Origin of the sequence: Neorhizobium sp. SOG26 (assembly GCF_003491345.1) — a bacterium.
GTDB classification, from domain to species: domain Bacteria; phylum Pseudomonadota; class Alphaproteobacteria; order Rhizobiales; family Rhizobiaceae; genus Neorhizobium; species Neorhizobium turbinariae.
This window is the reverse complement of the sequence record NZ_CP025512.1, coordinates 943,834-958,270: the sequence shown is the minus strand read 5'-3', so window position 1 is coordinate 958,270 and position 14,437 is coordinate 943,834. Positions and strand designations below refer to the sequence as shown.

Here is a 14,437-nt window from a genome sequence, read left to right as displayed (position 1 = left end):
CATTTTACCACCACTTGGTGGGCGTGAACTTTCCGGCGGCCTGTTCGATGACATGCGCCGTGCGGAACAGCGTCTCTTCCTCGAACGGCTTGCCGATCAACTGAAGCCCAAGCGGCAGGCCCTTCTTGTCGAGGCCGGCGGGAACGGCAATGCCCGGCAGGCCTGCCATGTTGACCGTCACGGTGAAGATGTCGTTCAGGTACATCGCGACCGGATCGGCGGAAAGGTTCTCGTCGGCGATACCGAAGGCGGACGACGGGGTTGCCGGCGTCAGGATCGCATCGATACCAGCGTCGAAAACGGTTTCGAAATCGCGCTTGATCAGCGTGCGGACCTTCTGCGCCTGCAGGTAATAAGCGTCATAATAACCGGCCGACAGAACATAGGTGCCGATCATGATGCGGCGCTTCACTTCCTGGCCGAAGCCGGCAGCACGCGTCTTCTCGTACATGTCGACGATGTCCTTGCCGTCGACACGCAGGCCGTAGCGCACGCCGTCATAACGAGCGAGGTTCGACGAAGCTTCAGCCGGGGCCACGATGTAATAAGCCGGCAGCGCGTATTTGGTGTGCGGCAAGCTGATGTCGACGATCTCGGCACCGGCTTCCTTCAGCCAGGCAATCCCCTTCTGCCAGAGCGCTTCGATCTCTTCCGGCATGCCGTCCAGGCGGTATTCGCGGGGAATGCCGATCTTCATGCCCTTTACCGACTGGCCAAGCGAGGCCTCGTAATCCGGCACCGGCAGGTCAACCGAGGTCGTGTCCTTGGCGTCCACGGAGGCCATGGACTTCAGCATGATGGCGGCGTCACGCACATCACGGGCGATCGGGCCAGCCTGGTCGAGCGATGAAGCGAAGGCAACGACGCCCCAGCGCGAGCAGCGGCCATAGGTCGGCTTGATGCCGACCGTGCCGGTGAAGGCGGCCGGCTGGCGGATCGAGCCGCCCGTGTCGGTCGCAGTCGCGCCGGCGCAAAGGTGCGCGGCAACGGCTGCAGCCGAACCACCGGAGGAACCGCCCGGCACGAGCTGCTGGTTGGAGCCTTCAGCCTTCCAGGGGTTGATGACCGGTCCGTAATAGGACGTCTCGTTGGAGGAGCCCATGGCGAACTCGTCCATGTTGAGCTTGCCGAGCATGACCGCGCCATCGTCCCAGAGGTTCTGGGTGACGGTCGATTCATATTTCGGCTTGAAGCCATCGAGAATATGCGAGCAGGCCTGGGTGTGGGCGTCCTTGGTGCCGAACAGGTCCTTGATGCCGAGCGGAATGCCTTCAAGCGCGCCGACCGTCCCCGATGCGCGGCGCGCATCGGAAGCCTTGGCCATTTCCAGCGCCTTTTCCGGCGTCACGGTCACATAGGCGTTGAGCGCCTCGTTCGCCGCGTCGATGGCCTTCAGGTAGCTCTCGGTGAGCTCGACCGAGGTGATTTCCTTGGCTTTCAGCTTCTCGCGGGCTTCGGCAATGGTGAGGCTTGTGAGTTCGGTCATGGTCATCTTCAATGGTTCTTGAAACAGGCGGGAGGCTTGGCGGCGGCTTCCTGAACGGAAGCGCTCACTCGACGACCTTCGGCACAAGGAAGAAATTGTTGTCGGTCACCGGGGCATTGGCCACCACGTCGGCGGCCTTGTCTCCATCGGTGACATCATCAGTACGCTTGCGCATCTGCATCGGAGTGACCGATGTCATCGGCTCGACGCCGGTCACATCGACCTCGTTCAATTGTTCGACGAACCCGAGAATGCCGTTCAGTTCGCCGACCATGCGATTGGCATCTTCCTCGGTAACCGCAATGCGGGCAAGGCGCGCGACGCGCTTTACGATGGCGAGATCGACGGACATGGTGCAACTCCAGGCGAGAAATTTTCTACCGCTATAATGGCGCCATCCGGTTCCCGCAACAGGCAGCGCACCGCAAATCACCGCGGCGCGCCACTTGAGTGGTGACTTGATCAGTAGCTGAGGCTGCCCCCGACGGCCGGCGTCTCGACCCGCGTGCGCGAACCTTCCATACCCTTGACGAACTTCTCCGGGGTCTGGTCGATGATCGGGAAGGAGCCATAGTGGCACGGGATGGCGTGCTTGAAGTCGAAGAAGCGCTGGCAAGCGAGCGCTGCAACGGCGCCGCCCATGGTGAAGCGGTCGCCGATCGGCACGATGCCGATGTCTGGCTGGTGCAGTTCGTTGATCAGCGCCATATCGGAGAAGATGTCCGTGTCGCCCATGTGGAGGATCGACGGCTCGTCCTCGAAATGCAGCATCAGGCCGTTAGCATTACCGAGCGCATGCGACACCCCGTCCTCGGTGATCTGGGCCGAGGAATGCAGCGCGTTGGTGAAGGTCGCGGTGAAGCTGTCGAAACTGATCGTGCCGCCGGTATTGCCCATTTCGAGCTTGGCGACACCCTTGCTGCCGAGCCAGGCTGCCAGATCGGCATTGGCAAGAACCGTGGCACCGCTCTCGCGGGCAAGCTGGACAGTATCGCCGACATGGTCGCCGTGGCCATGCGTCAAAAGGATATGAGTAATGCCTTCAGCCGCGGTCTTGGCGTCCTGACCGGAGAAAGCGGGGTTTCCCGTGAAGAACGGGTCGATCAGAATTTTCGCCTTCGCCGTCTCGATCCGGAAGGCGGAGTGCCCAAGCCAGGTGATCTTCATGGAAATACTCCTCTAGTATAAAGACTAAGTGCCCCTGACAGATAGCCGCGATGCCGCTAAAGGGAAGTCCCAGGCAGCGCGAGATGCGTTTATCCCAATGCAGGACGACCACATATGACGGTAATGACGATCGAGGAACTTGCGGCGGCGCTGCGTCCAGATGAAGCCGTTGCGGGCCTGGACCTTGGCACCAAGACGATCGGGCTTGCCATGTCGGATCTCGGTCGTCGTTTTGCCTCCCCGCGACCGGTGATCAAGCGCGTCAAGTTCACGCAGGATGCGGCGACCCTGCTCGCCTTTGCGGAGAAAGAAAAGGTGGCGGCCTTCATCATCGGGCTGCCGGTCAACATGGACGGCTCATCGGGCCCACGCGTCCAGGCGACCCGTGCGTTCGTGCGGTCGATGTCCGAAAAGACCGACCTCCCCTTCGTGTTCTGGGACGAGCGTTTGTCGACCGTGGCCGCGGAACGTGCACTGCTGGAGATGGACGTATCGCGCGCCAAGCGGGCGGACCGGATTGATTCGGCCGCCGCGAGCTTCATTCTTCAGGGCGCGCTCGACAGGCTTTCTTCACTGGCGAGAGAGCGTGACGCCTGACGACGGCGCCACCAAGCGGCAATTGCCTTGCGCTTGCGGAATGCGATGATGGCGAAAACGATCAGGCTGTCGAAGGCAATCGCGCGGGCCACCAGCGGCGGGATCGTCTCCGGCGGAATGCCGAGGATGTTGCCGTAGATGGTGAAGACGAGGTCGTGGGTGTGGCGCGTCAACATGAAGAAGCCGAAGCTCATGTCGTAATAGGAAAGCCCGTACCAGCTGGACAGCAACAGCACGGGGCCTGCCCACAAAATCACAAACCACTTCATGCGGTTCTTCTCCTCGACTCGACCGGATACATCTCCGGAAGGATGAGCCATCTCGACAATGCCATCAGGCTCAAGACCACGGCGGGAACGGAAATATCCAGCGCCAGCATCGCAAAGAGCGTCGTCATGACCACCAGCAATGCATGATCTTTGAGAGCAGTTCCCATTCACCTCGGTCCGGCGACTGTCGTGGTTAACAATTCGTTAATCAACTTAAGGCGCGGGAGGTTCGGGGCAATGCAAACCGGTCAACATGGTTAACGCGGCGGGCCAGACTGTGGAAAAGCGGTCACCCGTAGATGGCACGCACCAGGCGGCGCAGCGCTGCGGCCACCTTTTCCCAGTCCTTCTCGGTCTTCAAGGGCACGCCTGCGAACTGCCCGCTGACGGCAGCGGAGATGACCAGGTGCTGGATCGCGGCAAACAGCATGGCATTGGTCGTGGCGGCATCGACGCCCTTCGGCGGCGTCAGCGAGCCCTTCATCCGGTCCAGCCACTTGCCGAGCGCCTTGGTACGGGCTTCCGCCAGGCGGCGAACCTGCGGCGTGTCCTGCGACACCTCCCACGCAACGATCTTGCAGACCAGCGGATCGTCGCGCAGCGCCTCCATGAAATAGGTGGAGAGCTTTTCCATGAGGTCGCCATAGGTGAGCAGGAACATGCCGCCGGTGTCTTCCGGGATCTTGTCCTTCACCCAGGTACCGAGATCGTTGCCGATGGCTTCGATCAGACCGTCAAGGCCTCCGTAGTAGCGATAGATGAGTTGCTTGTCGCAACCGGCGCGCCGGGCCACCGCATTGATGCCGAAGCCCTGGAAACCCTGCTCGGCCAGAAGATCCCGCGCCGCCAGAAAAATCGCGCGCTCGGTTCCAGCGCGGTTCCTGACCTTGGGTGCACTGGCTTGGTGAGCAGTAAGTTCCGGAATCTGCAGCATGGTTAACCTGTCCGAGTCTCGATTGTTAACCGCGATAGTGGGGTGCCGGGGGCGCCGCAAGCAGGTGGGAAAGGCGATGCACAGAATTGCTGGCCTGCATCCGCTGATTTACCGCCGCAGCATTGCGCTTGCCGCCGGGTAAGACTAACGACAGTGCACCTGCCTCCAACATTTCTTCCCATATGCTCATCGTCTTCCAAAGCATCCTCCCGATCTTCCTGCTCGTGCTTCTCGGCATGGGGCTCAAGCGCACGCCGGCGATCAACCGCAGCGTCTGGGATGGACTTGAGCAGTTGAGCTACTGGGTGCTCTTCCCTGCCCTCTTGTTCATGACAATGGCGAAGGCCGATTTTGCCAATCTCGGAAACCTGAGCGTCAGCATCGCCGCGATCGGCGCGGTGCTTGTCATGTCGGGCGGCCTGCTGCTTGCCTGGCCATTGTTTCGCAATGCCGGCACCAGCGGACCAGCCTTCACCTCGGTGTTCCAGACAGCGACCCGCTGGAATGCGTTCATCGCACTTGCAATCGCAGCCAATACCCATGGCGCGGAAGGGCTGCTGACGGTCGGCCTCGTGATGGCGGCGATCATCATTCCGCTCAACCTGATCAATGTCACGGTGCTGCTCTGGTTTTCAGGCCGCGACCGCAACTATTTCGCGATCCTGTACCGCGTCGTCACGAACCCGCTGATCATCGCAACGCTCGCCGGCATCCTCGTGAACGTCAGCGGCATCCCGATCTTTGCGCCGCTGATGAAGACGGTGGAACTCCTGTCGCAGGCGTCGCTCAGCCTCGGTCTCATCACCGTCGGTGCCGGCTTGCGCGTTGCAGATGCGCTGAAGCCGCGGGCCGCCGCGCTTGTCGGCGTTGGCCTCAAACTCATCGTTTTCCCGATCGTGGCAGTCGCGGTCGGCTCGCTCTACGGGATTTCCGGCGACGGGCTCGTGCTCCTGGCGCTCAGCGCTTCGGTCCCCACCGCCATGAATGGCTACCTGCTGGCAAAGCAGCTGAACGGTGACGCCGACCTCTACGCTGCTACGGCAACGCTGCAGGTCGTGGCGTCATTCCTGACGATCCCGGTGGTGATGGCAGTGACCGCTCAGGTCGCCGGCGGATAAAGCAGATCCACGATGTAACGGGCGTCGAAGCGGGAATCGAGCATGCCGTAGGTCGAGCGCCAGCCGCCGGCCAGCCGCGTTTCGAGGAAAGCATCGGCGATCTTGCCCGCACCAAGCCGCATCAGTTCGGCGGCGCCTGCGGCAAGCGCCAGTTGCTCGACCAGAAGCCGTGCTGCACCTTCATCCGATTCGCAGAGTGCCATTGCGGCGCGCAGCACCTCGACCGTCTTCTTGCCCGAAGGACCGAGATCACGCTCGAAGCCGGCAAGCACCGTCTCGAACAGGTCCCTGCCGCGCGACAGGACGCGCAGCACGTCGAGCGCCATCACATTGCCGGAGCCTTCCCAGATCGCGTTGACCGGGGCTTCGCGGTAGTGGCGGGCGATCGGTCGCTCCTCGACGTAACCGTTGCCGCCGAGGCACTCCATCGCTTCATAGATCAGCGACGGGGCGATCTTGCAGTTCCAGTATTTGATGACCGGCGTCATGACGCGCGCAAAGGCTGCGTCCGTCTGGCTGCTTGCGGCACGATCGAAAGCATCGGCAAGGCGGAAGGCAAGTGCCGTTGCGGCAGCGACATCAAGCGCCATGTCGGCCAGGACCCGCGTCATCAGTGGCTGGTCGATGAGCTTGTTGCCGAAGACGCTGCGGCCACGCGTGTGGTGCACGGCCTCTGCCAGCGAGGCACGCATGATGCCGGCAGACGCCAGGGCACAATCGAGCCGCGTCAGCGTCACCATGTCGAGGATGGTGCGTATGCCAGCACCCGGTTCGCCGAGCAGGAAGCCGAAGGCGTCGCTGAACTCGACCTCGGACGAGGCATTGGAGCGGTTGCCGAGCTTGTCCTTCAGGCGCTGGAACTGCAGGCCGTTCGCCGTCCCGTCCTCGAGCAGGCGCGGCACCAGGAAGCAGCCGATCCCCTCGGCCGTCTTGGCGAGCATGACGAAACCGTCGCTCATCGGCGCCGACATGAACCACTTGTGGCCGGAAAGCCGGTAGATACCCTCGCCGACGCGTTCGGCGGTCGAGCGGTTGGCGCGCACATCCGTGCCGCCCTGTTTTTCGGTCATGCCCATCCCGAGCGTGACGGAGTTCTTCTGCAGCGCCGGGCGGTTCGTCGAATCGTATTTGCGCGACAGGATCTTTGGCGCCCATTCCTTCTGGACCCGCGGCGAAGCCATCAGGGCCGCGATCGAGGCGCTGGTCATCGTCAGCGGGCAAAGATGCCCGCATTCAAGCTGCGACGTCAGGTAGAAACGCGTCGCCCGTGCCTTGTGCTCGTGCCCCTTGGCTTCCGGAATGCTTTCCCATACGGACGAATGAAGACCCGCCTGCATCGACCGGCGCATCAGCGCATGCCATGCCGGGTGAAACTCCACCGTATCGAGCCGTTCGCCGCGCGGCCCATGGGTCTTCAGCTTCGGCGGGCTCTCGTTTGCCATCCGCGCCAGTTCCTGCGCTTCCGGCGAGGTGACATATCTGCCAAGCTGGTCATATTCTTCGCGGATCGTGCGGTTAAGCGTGCTCGTCAGGTCAACGACGAGCGGATCCGATCGATAGGCATTGATGCCGGACCACGGTTCTGGCTGGTTCAGTTCTGCGAATTTTTCTTCGGCGCGCGACATCTGGTTCATGCACCGCTTCTAGCCGGTTTCTCTGCAAATTGCAGTGGGATGTCGCAAATTTCCCGTGCATTCGCTTGCCGCCCTTTTCGTCACACCTTATAGACCGCCGAACGCAAGCGGAGACACGACTTATGGTCTTCTTCCCCCACCGCCACCTCCTCGGCATCAAGGGTCTCACCGAACAGGACATCACTCTTCTTCTCGACAAGGCCGACGAGGCCGTGAAGATTTCCCGCCAGCGGGAAAAGAAGACGTCCACCCTGCGCGGCCTCACCCAGATCAATCTCTTCTTTGAAGCCTCGACGCGAACGCAATCCTCGTTCGAGCTCGCGGGCAAGCGCCTCGGCGCCGACGTCATGAACATGTCGGTCGGCAACTCCTCGGTGAAGAAGGGCGAAACGCTGATCGACACCGCAATGACGCTTAATGCCATGCGTCCCGACGTGCTGGTGCTGCGACACTCGTCCGCAGGTGCTGCGGCGCTTCTGGCCCAGAAGGTTGCCTGTTCGGTGGTGAATGCCGGCGATGGCCAGCATGAGCATCCGACGCAGGCGCTGCTTGACGCGCTCACCATTCGCCGCGCCAAAGGCAAGCTTTCGCGCATCATCGTGGCGATCTGCGGCGACGTTCTGCATTCGCGCGTGGCGCGATCCAACATTCTGCTGCTGAACGCCATGGGCGCGCGCGTTCGCGTCGTCGCACCCTCGACGCTGCTTCCCTCTGGCATCCGCGACATGGGTGTCGAAGTCTTCCACTCCATGGAAGAAGGCCTGAAGGACGCGGACGTCGTGATGATGCTGCGTCTTCAGCGCGAGCGCATGGCTGGCGCCTTCGTGCCTTCGGTGCGGGAATACTTCCGCTTCTACGGCCTCGACGCCGAAAAGCTGAAGGCGGCAAAGGAGGATGCGCTTGTGATGCACCCCGGCCCCATGAACCGCGGTGTCGAGATTGCCTCGGAAGTCGCCGACGGTCCGCAGAGCGTCATCGAACAACAGGTCGAGATGGGGGTCGCGGTCCGCATGGCCGTCATGGAAACCCTGCTGACCTCCAATGACGGAGAGCGCGCATGACTGCCACCGTCCTCAAGAACCTTCGCATCATCGATCCGTCCCGCAATCTGGACGAGACCGGCACGATCATCATCGGCGATGATGGCCGCGTGCTTGCCGCCGGGCGTGACGCGCTGAACCAGGGCGCGCCGGAAGGCGCCACCGTCAAGGACTGCAGCGGGCTCGTTGCCACGCCCGGCCTTGTCGATGCGCAGGTGCATGTCGGTGAACCCGGCGCAGAACACACCGAGACGATCGAGTCCGCGGCGCGTGCGGCAGCGGCTGGTGGCATCACCTCGATGATCATGATGCCCGACACCGATCCTGTGCTCGACGACATCGCCCTCATCGAGTTCGTGCAGAAGACGGCCCGCGACAAGGCGGCAATCAACATCTATCCCGCGGCTGCCCTGACCAAGGGCCTTGCCGGAACGGAGATGACTGAGCTTGGGCTGCTGAAGCATGCCGGTGCGGTTGCCTTCACCAACGGCCGCCACGGCCTGTCGGACAGCCTTCTTCTGCGCCGTGCCATGACCTATGCGCGTGAGTTCGACTCGGTGATATCGCTCGAGCTGCGCGAAAAGTACCTCGGCAACGGCGTGATGAACGAAGGCCTGTTTGCAAGCTGGCTTGGCCTGTCAGGCGTGCCGAAGGAAGCGGAAATCATTCCGCTCGAGCGCGACCTGCGCATCGCAGCCCTCACCCGCGCCAAGTACCATGCGACGAAGATCTCGGTCGCCGAGTCGGCCGAAGCGATGAAAACTGCCCGCTCGCGCGGCGCCAACGTTACCTGCGGCGTGTCCATCAACCACCTGTCGCTCAACGAGAACGACATCGGCGAATACCGGACCTTCTTCAAGCTCGCGCCGCCGCTGCGCCGTGAGGAGGATCGGACTGCCATGGCGGATGCCGTGGCGGACGGCACGATCGACATCATCGTCTCGTCGCATGATCCGCAGGACGTTGACACCAAGCGCCTGCCGTTTGCCGACGCAGCCGACGGGGCGATCGGGCTCGAGACCATGCTCGCCGCGGCCCTGCGCCTTCATCATGACGGCCGCGTGCCGCTGATGCGGCTGATCGACGCCATGTCGACCCGTCCCGCGCAGATCTTCGGGCTCGATGCCGGCACGCTGAAGCCGGGCGCCAAGGCAGACATCACCCTGATTGATCTCGAAGAGCCTTGGATCGTGTCGGAGGATATGCTTCTGTCGCGCTCGAAGAACACGCCATTCGAGAAGGCTCGTTTTTCCGGTCGGGCCGTTGCGACCTATGTCGCCGGCAAATGCGTCTATTCTCTTTGAGGAGACCTGCTTGAACGAGCTTCTGAACTGGCAGATCACCTTTCCCGTCGCGGCGGGCGCCCTCATCCTGGGTTACCTGCTGGGGTCGATCCCGTTCGGCCTCATCCTGACCCGCTCCGCCGGGCTCGGCGACATTCGTTCGATCGGTTCGGGAAACATCGGGGCCACCAACGTGCTGCGCACCGGCAACAAGAAGCTTGCGGCTGCGACGCTTCTGCTCGATGCGCTCAAAGCGACCGCTGCGGCGCTGATCGGCTGGTACCTCTTTGGCGAGGAAGCAGGCCTGCTTGCAGGCTTTGCCGCCTTCCTTGGCCACCTCTTCCCCGTCTGGCTCGGCTTCAAGGGCGGCAAGGGCGTCGCGACCTATATCGGCACGCTGCTTGGCGTCGCGCCTCTGATGGTGCTGGTCTTCGCCGTCATCTGGCTCCTCGTGGCAAAGATCAGCAAATATTCCTCGCTTTCCGCCCTGGTTGCAACTCTGCTCATCCCGGTTGTACTGTGGTTCATGGACCAGCCGAAGGTCGCGCTTGTCATGGCCCTCATGACAGTGATCTCCTGGTGGAAGCATGAAGCCAATATCAAGCGGTTGATGGCCGGTACCGAGAGCAAGATCGGCCAAAAGGGATAGGACGGGAGCCCATCCATGGCAGACGGCAGCGCAAGGCAGACGGGAATTGCGCTGACGGACCGCCAGAGGATTTCATGGCTTCGCCTGATCCGCTCCGACAACGTCGGGCCACACACCTTCCGCGACCTGATCAATCACTGCGGCTCCGCCGAAAATGCGCTGGCCATGCTGCCGGAACTGTCGGCACGTGGCGGCGCCACACGCTCTATCCGCATTGCCACAGCCTCCGAGGCCGAACGGGAACTCGAAGCCGCCCACCAGCATGGTGCCCGCTTCATCGGCATCGGCGAACCCTACTACCCGCCCGCGCTGCGCCAACTTGATGGCGCGCCACCGCTCCTCGCCGTCAAGGGAAACCTGCATGCCGCCACGCAGCCGTCGGTGGGGCTTGTCGGCTCACGCAACGCCTCGATCGCCGGTGCGAAGTTCGCCGCCACGGTCGCGCGCGAATGTGGACGCGCCGGATACACGGTGACGTCGGGTCTCGCCCGCGGCATCGATACCGCCGCCCACCGCGCCAGCCTCGACACCGGGACGATCGCCGTCCTTGCCGGCGGTCTCGACCAGCCCTATCCGCCGGAAAACATCGCCCTTCTGGACGAGATTACCGATGGCGTTGGCCTCGCCGTCAGCGAGATGCCCTTCGGCTGGGAGCCACGTGCGCGGGACTTTCCACGCCGCAACCGCCTGATCGCCGGCATCTCGCTCGGCGTCGTTGTTGTTGAGGCCGCAGAGCGCTCCGGTTCGCTGATCACCGCGCGACTTGCCGCAGAAGCCGGACGGCTCGTCTTTGCCGTGCCGGGTTCGCCACTCGATCCGCGCTGCCATGGGACCAATGGCCTCCTGAAACAGGGCGCCATCGTCACCACCGGCTCACGCGACGTCATCGATGCGCTGGCGCCACTCTCTGAGATTGATGTGCCGGCGCCACCCGTTGTCGAGGAACCCGACAAGAACGCCAGCGCAATGCTGCCACCCAATGACGATGACCGCATGAAGATCACCTCGGCGCTCGGCCCCACCCCCGTCGAGATCGACGACATCATCCGCCACACAGGCTTGGCGCCATCGTCTGTTTATCTCGCGCTGCTGGAACTCGATCTCGCCGGGCGGCTTCACCGCCACGCCAATGGCCTGGTGTCAATCGCGATGGAAGACTGATCGCGGACGGCGGCCCGCCTGCACGTCTCCCGCTTCGACATAGGCCATCTCGATCAGGTAGCAGAGCATGTCCGCCCCCTCCCCGAGTGCCACCTGCCGCAACTCCCCCAGCATCTGCCTGATATACGCAATATTCTCCCTTGGCTCGACTTCAAGCCGGCCAGTCATCTCGCTGCGAAGGATCATGTGTCACCCTAGAGAGAGGATTGAAAGCTACGTCCAATATTTTTCACCCGTCCGCAAGTCGAACTCTACGTTGTTTATTTAGAATTGCAAGTAATTGCAGATCCCCCTCCGGTTGCGGCCGCTTCAGCCCCCTAAAATCGGTTGTGCCTCTTGACCGCAGGCAAAAGGCCCTCCATGTCGGGATCGAAGATTTCGCCTGGAAGCTCCGCCTCCGGGCACGCGTCTATTTCCAGAGAAGCAAAAATGAATGTTGTCGTCGTAGAATCTCCGGCCAAAGCCAAGACCATCAACAAGTATCTTGGCTCGGGCTACAAGGTTCTCGCATCTTTCGGTCACGTGCGTGACCTGCCCGCCAAGGATGGCTCCGTGCTTCCCGACCAGGATTTCGAAATGTCCTGGGAGGTCGATGCCTCCTCGCAAAAGCGCATGAAGGATATCGCGGACGCCGTGAAAGGTTCCGATGGCCTCTTCCTCGCAACCGACCCGGATCGCGAAGGGGAAGCCATTTCCTGGCACGTTCTCGACCTCCTGAAGAAGAAACGCGTCCTTGGTGACAAGCCGGTGAAGCGCGTTGTCTTCAACGCCATCACCAAGAAGGCCGTGCTCGATGCCATGGCCAATCCGCGCGATATCGACGTGCCGCTGGTCGACGCCTATCTTGCGCGCCGCGCCCTAGATTATCTCGTCGGTTTCAATCTCTCGCCGGTTCTCTGGCGCAAGCTGCCCGGCGCCCGGTCGGCTGGCCGCGTTCAGTCGGTTGCCCTGAGGCTCGTCTGCGATCGCGAAAACGAGATCGAGCGGTTCGTTTCGGAAGAATACTGGAACCTGTCCGCATTGCTGCGCACCCCGCGCGGCGACGAGTTCGAAGCGAAACTCGTGTCTGCCGACGGCAAGCGCCTGCAGAACCGCGGCATCAAGAATGGCGAAGACGCAAACCGCCTGAAGGCGCTGCTCGATGGCGCCGTCTATACCGTGGATACGGTCGAGGCAAAGCCGGTAAAGCGCAATCCGGGACCGCCATTCACCACCTCCACGCTGCAGCAGGCGGCATCGTCCAACCTTGGCTTCAACGCCTCGCGCACCATGCAGGTGGCGCAGAAGCTTTATGAAGGCGTCGACATCGGCGGCGAGACGGTCGGCCTCATCACCTATATGCGTACCGATGGGGTGCAGATGGCGCCCGAAGCGATCGAAGGTGCGCGCCACGCGATCGTCGACCAGTTCGGCCAGCGCTACCTGCCGGAAAAGGCTCGTTTCTATTCGACCAAGGCAAAGAACGCCCAGGAAGCGCACGAAGCGATCCGCCCGACCGACTTCAACCGCTCGCCCGACAAGGTGCGCCAGTATCTCGATCACGACCAGCAGCGTCTTTACGACCTGATCTGGAAGCGCGGCATCGCCAGCCAGATGGCGTCCGCCGAGATTGAGCGCACGATGGTTGAGATCCTTGCCGACAACAACGGCCAGAAGGCTGGCCTGCGCGCCGTCGGCTCCGTCGTCCGTTTCGACGGCTTCCTTGGCGCCTACATGGACCAGCGCGAAGAAGGCGAAAAGGGCGAGGATGACGACGAGGACGGTCGCCTGCCGCCGATCAATGCGCGCGAAAAGCTCGACAAGCGCAAGGTGGATGCAGGCCAGCATTTCACCGAGCCGCCGCCGCGTTATTCGGAAGCATCGCTGATCAAGAAGATGGAAGAGCTCGGCATCGGCCGCCCTTCCACCTATGCGGCAACGCTGAAGACGCTGTCCGACCGTGAATATGTCACGGCGGAGAAGCGCAAGCTCGTGCCACAGGCCAAGGGCCGCCTCGTCACCGCCTTCCTCGAAAGCTTCTTCACGAAGTATGTCGAATACGATTTCACGGCCGATCTTGAAGAAAAGCTCGACAAGATCTCGGCTGGCGAACTCGACTGGAAGCAGGTCCTCCGGGAGTTCTGGCAGGACTTCTTCGGCCAGATCGAAGACACCAAGGAACTGCGCGTTACCAACGTGCTCGACGCCCTGAATGAGGCGCTCGCCCCGCTTGTCTTCCCCAAGCGCGAAGACGGCAGCGACCCGCGCATCTGCCAGGTCTGCGGCACCGGCAACCTGTCGCTGAAGCTCGGCAAGTATGGTGCCTTCGTCGGCTGCTCGAACTATCCGGAATGCAACTACACCCGCCAGCTTTCCTCCGAGGGCGGTGCGGATGCGGAAGCCGCCGGACTGAACGAGCCGAAGGCGCTTGGTGCCGATCCGCATACCGGTGAAGAAATCACGCTGCGTTCGGGTCGTTTCGGGCCGTATGTTCAGCGCGGGGAAGGCAAGGAAGCCAAGCGCTCCTCGCTGCCAAAGGGCTGGAAGCCGGAAGACATCGACCACGAAAAGGCGCTCGCGCTCATCAGCCTGCCGCGCGACGTCGGCAAGCACCCGGAATCGGGCAAGATGATCTCGGCCGGCATCGGCCGTTATGGCCCGTTCCTGCTCCACGATGGCACCTATGCCAACCTCGAAAGCGTCGAGGACGTGTTCTCGATCGGCCTGAACCGGGCGGTGACCGTGCTTGCTGAAAAGCAGAGCAAGGGCCCGGGCGGCCGCACCCGCGGCACGCCAGCGGCGCTCAAGGAACTGGGAGACCATCCGGATGGCGGCGCACTCACCGTTCGCGACGGCCGTTATGGTCCTTATGTGAACTGGGGCAAGATCAACGCCACCCTGCCGAAGGGCATGGATCCGCAATCGGTGACCATGGAACAAGCCATGGCACTTATTGTTGAAAAGGGCGGCAAGGCCGCGCCTGCCAAGGCAAAGGCCAAGAAGACGGCGACCAAGGCTGCGGCAGACACGAAGAAGACAAAGGCTCCCGCTAAAAAGGCGCCAGCCAAGAAGACCGCTACGAAGGCGAAGAAGACGGACACGTGAGAGAACCGCAAGACA

The 14,437-nt window shown here is 62.3% G+C and carries 15 protein-coding genes; 7 read left to right on the top strand and 8 right to left on the bottom strand.

All coding sequences use genetic code 11. The features are described from left to right. Positions 1-4: 4 nt before the first annotated feature. The 3 genes from gatA to CYG48_RS04670 form a co-directional block, all read right to left on the bottom strand. A complete protein-coding gene (gene gatA / locus CYG48_RS04680) occupies positions 5-1,486 on the bottom strand; it encodes an Asp-tRNA(Asn)/Glu-tRNA(Gln) amidotransferase subunit GatA (RefSeq protein ID WP_118851495.1) in 1,482 nt (493 codons plus the stop codon). 64 nt (positions 1,487-1,550) lie between these two features. After that, entirely contained in the window at positions 1,551-1,838 is a 288-nt protein-coding gene (gatC, locus tag CYG48_RS04675) for an Asp-tRNA(Asn)/Glu-tRNA(Gln) amidotransferase subunit GatC (RefSeq protein WP_118849315.1), read from the bottom strand. Positions 1,839-1,948: 110 nt separating this feature from the next. After that, the gene (locus CYG48_RS04670; RefSeq protein ID WP_118849314.1) at positions 1,949-2,653 is read right to left on the bottom strand and encodes a metal-dependent hydrolase; all 705 of its coding nucleotides are present in this window, start codon (positions 2,651-2,653) and stop codon (positions 1,949-1,951) included. A 114-nt stretch (positions 2,654-2,767) separates the two neighbouring features. Here CYG48_RS04670 and ruvX point away from each other — a divergent pair, with 114 nt between their 5' ends. Then, positions 2,768-3,250 carry a Holliday junction resolvase RuvX gene (gene ruvX, locus CYG48_RS04665; protein ID WP_118849313.1) on the top strand — a complete coding sequence of 161 codons (483 nt, stop codon included), beginning with the start codon at positions 2,768-2,770 and terminating at the stop codon, positions 3,248-3,250. Here the strand turns inward: ruvX and CYG48_RS04660 are convergent. The 3 genes from CYG48_RS04660 to CYG48_RS04655 form a co-directional block, all read right to left on the bottom strand. Then, the gene (locus CYG48_RS04660) at positions 3,199-3,519 is read right to left on the bottom strand and encodes a DUF6105 family protein (protein WP_118849312.1); all 321 of its coding nucleotides are present in this window, start codon (positions 3,517-3,519) and stop codon (positions 3,199-3,201) included. The two genes, ruvX and CYG48_RS04660, sit on opposite strands and share 52 nt — an antisense overlap. Further along, complete coding sequence (locus tag CYG48_RS22395) at positions 3,516-3,686, bottom strand: hypothetical protein (RefSeq protein WP_199925215.1); 171 nt, start codon at positions 3,684-3,686, stop codon at positions 3,516-3,518. Before CYG48_RS22395 ends, CYG48_RS04660 begins: the two co-directional genes overlap by 4 nt. A gap of 122 nt (positions 3,687-3,808) precedes the next feature. Continuing rightward, a complete protein-coding gene (locus CYG48_RS04655; protein WP_118849311.1) occupies positions 3,809-4,453 on the bottom strand; it encodes a TetR/AcrR family transcriptional regulator in 645 nt (214 codons plus the stop codon). A gap of 182 nt (positions 4,454-4,635) precedes the next feature. On the opposite strand from CYG48_RS04655, the gene CYG48_RS04650 reads away from it, so the two are divergent. Next, the gene (locus tag CYG48_RS04650) at positions 4,636-5,571 is read left to right on the top strand and encodes an AEC family transporter (RefSeq protein WP_118849310.1); all 936 of its coding nucleotides are present in this window, start codon (positions 4,636-4,638) and stop codon (positions 5,569-5,571) included. On the opposite strand, the gene CYG48_RS04645 is transcribed toward CYG48_RS04650, so the two are convergent. Continuing rightward, positions 5,553-7,205 (bottom strand): acyl-CoA dehydrogenase family protein, encoded by a 1,653-nt coding sequence (locus CYG48_RS04645; protein WP_118849309.1) that lies wholly within the window; start codon positions 7,203-7,205, stop codon positions 5,553-5,555. The two genes, CYG48_RS04650 and CYG48_RS04645, sit on opposite strands and share 19 nt — an antisense overlap. A gap of 122 nt (positions 7,206-7,327) precedes the next feature. On the opposite strand from CYG48_RS04645, the gene CYG48_RS04640 reads away from it, so the two are divergent. From CYG48_RS04640 to dprA, 4 genes are read left to right on the top strand one after another with little or no spacing between them, the layout of a single operon-like run. Continuing rightward, a complete protein-coding gene (locus tag CYG48_RS04640; protein ID WP_118849308.1) occupies positions 7,328-8,266 on the top strand; it encodes an aspartate carbamoyltransferase catalytic subunit in 939 nt (312 codons plus the stop codon). Beyond that, positions 8,263-9,549 (top strand): dihydroorotase, encoded by a 1,287-nt coding sequence (locus CYG48_RS04635; RefSeq protein ID WP_118849307.1) that lies wholly within the window; start codon positions 8,263-8,265, stop codon positions 9,547-9,549. Before CYG48_RS04640 ends, CYG48_RS04635 begins: the two co-directional genes overlap by 4 nt. A 10-nt stretch (positions 9,550-9,559) precedes the next feature. Further along, positions 9,560-10,177 carry a glycerol-3-phosphate 1-O-acyltransferase PlsY gene (gene plsY, locus CYG48_RS04630; RefSeq protein ID WP_245450413.1) on the top strand — a complete coding sequence of 206 codons (618 nt, stop codon included), beginning with the start codon at positions 9,560-9,562 and terminating at the stop codon, positions 10,175-10,177. A 15-nt stretch (positions 10,178-10,192) separates the two neighbouring features. Next, the gene (gene dprA, locus CYG48_RS04625; RefSeq protein WP_118849305.1) at positions 10,193-11,338 is read left to right on the top strand and encodes a DNA-processing protein DprA; all 1,146 of its coding nucleotides are present in this window, start codon (positions 10,193-10,195) and stop codon (positions 11,336-11,338) included. Here dprA and CYG48_RS04620 read toward each other — a convergent pair. Then, entirely contained in the window at positions 11,318-11,524 is a 207-nt protein-coding gene (locus CYG48_RS04620) for a hypothetical protein (protein ID WP_118849304.1), read from the bottom strand. The genes dprA and CYG48_RS04620 overlap by 21 nt on opposite strands. 243 nt (positions 11,525-11,767) lie before the next feature. Here CYG48_RS04620 and topA point away from each other — a divergent pair, with 243 nt between their 5' ends. Further along, a complete protein-coding gene (gene topA / locus CYG48_RS04615; RefSeq protein ID WP_118849303.1) occupies positions 11,768-14,422 on the top strand; it encodes a type I DNA topoisomerase in 2,655 nt (884 codons plus the stop codon). Positions 14,423-14,437 lie beyond the last annotated feature (15 nt).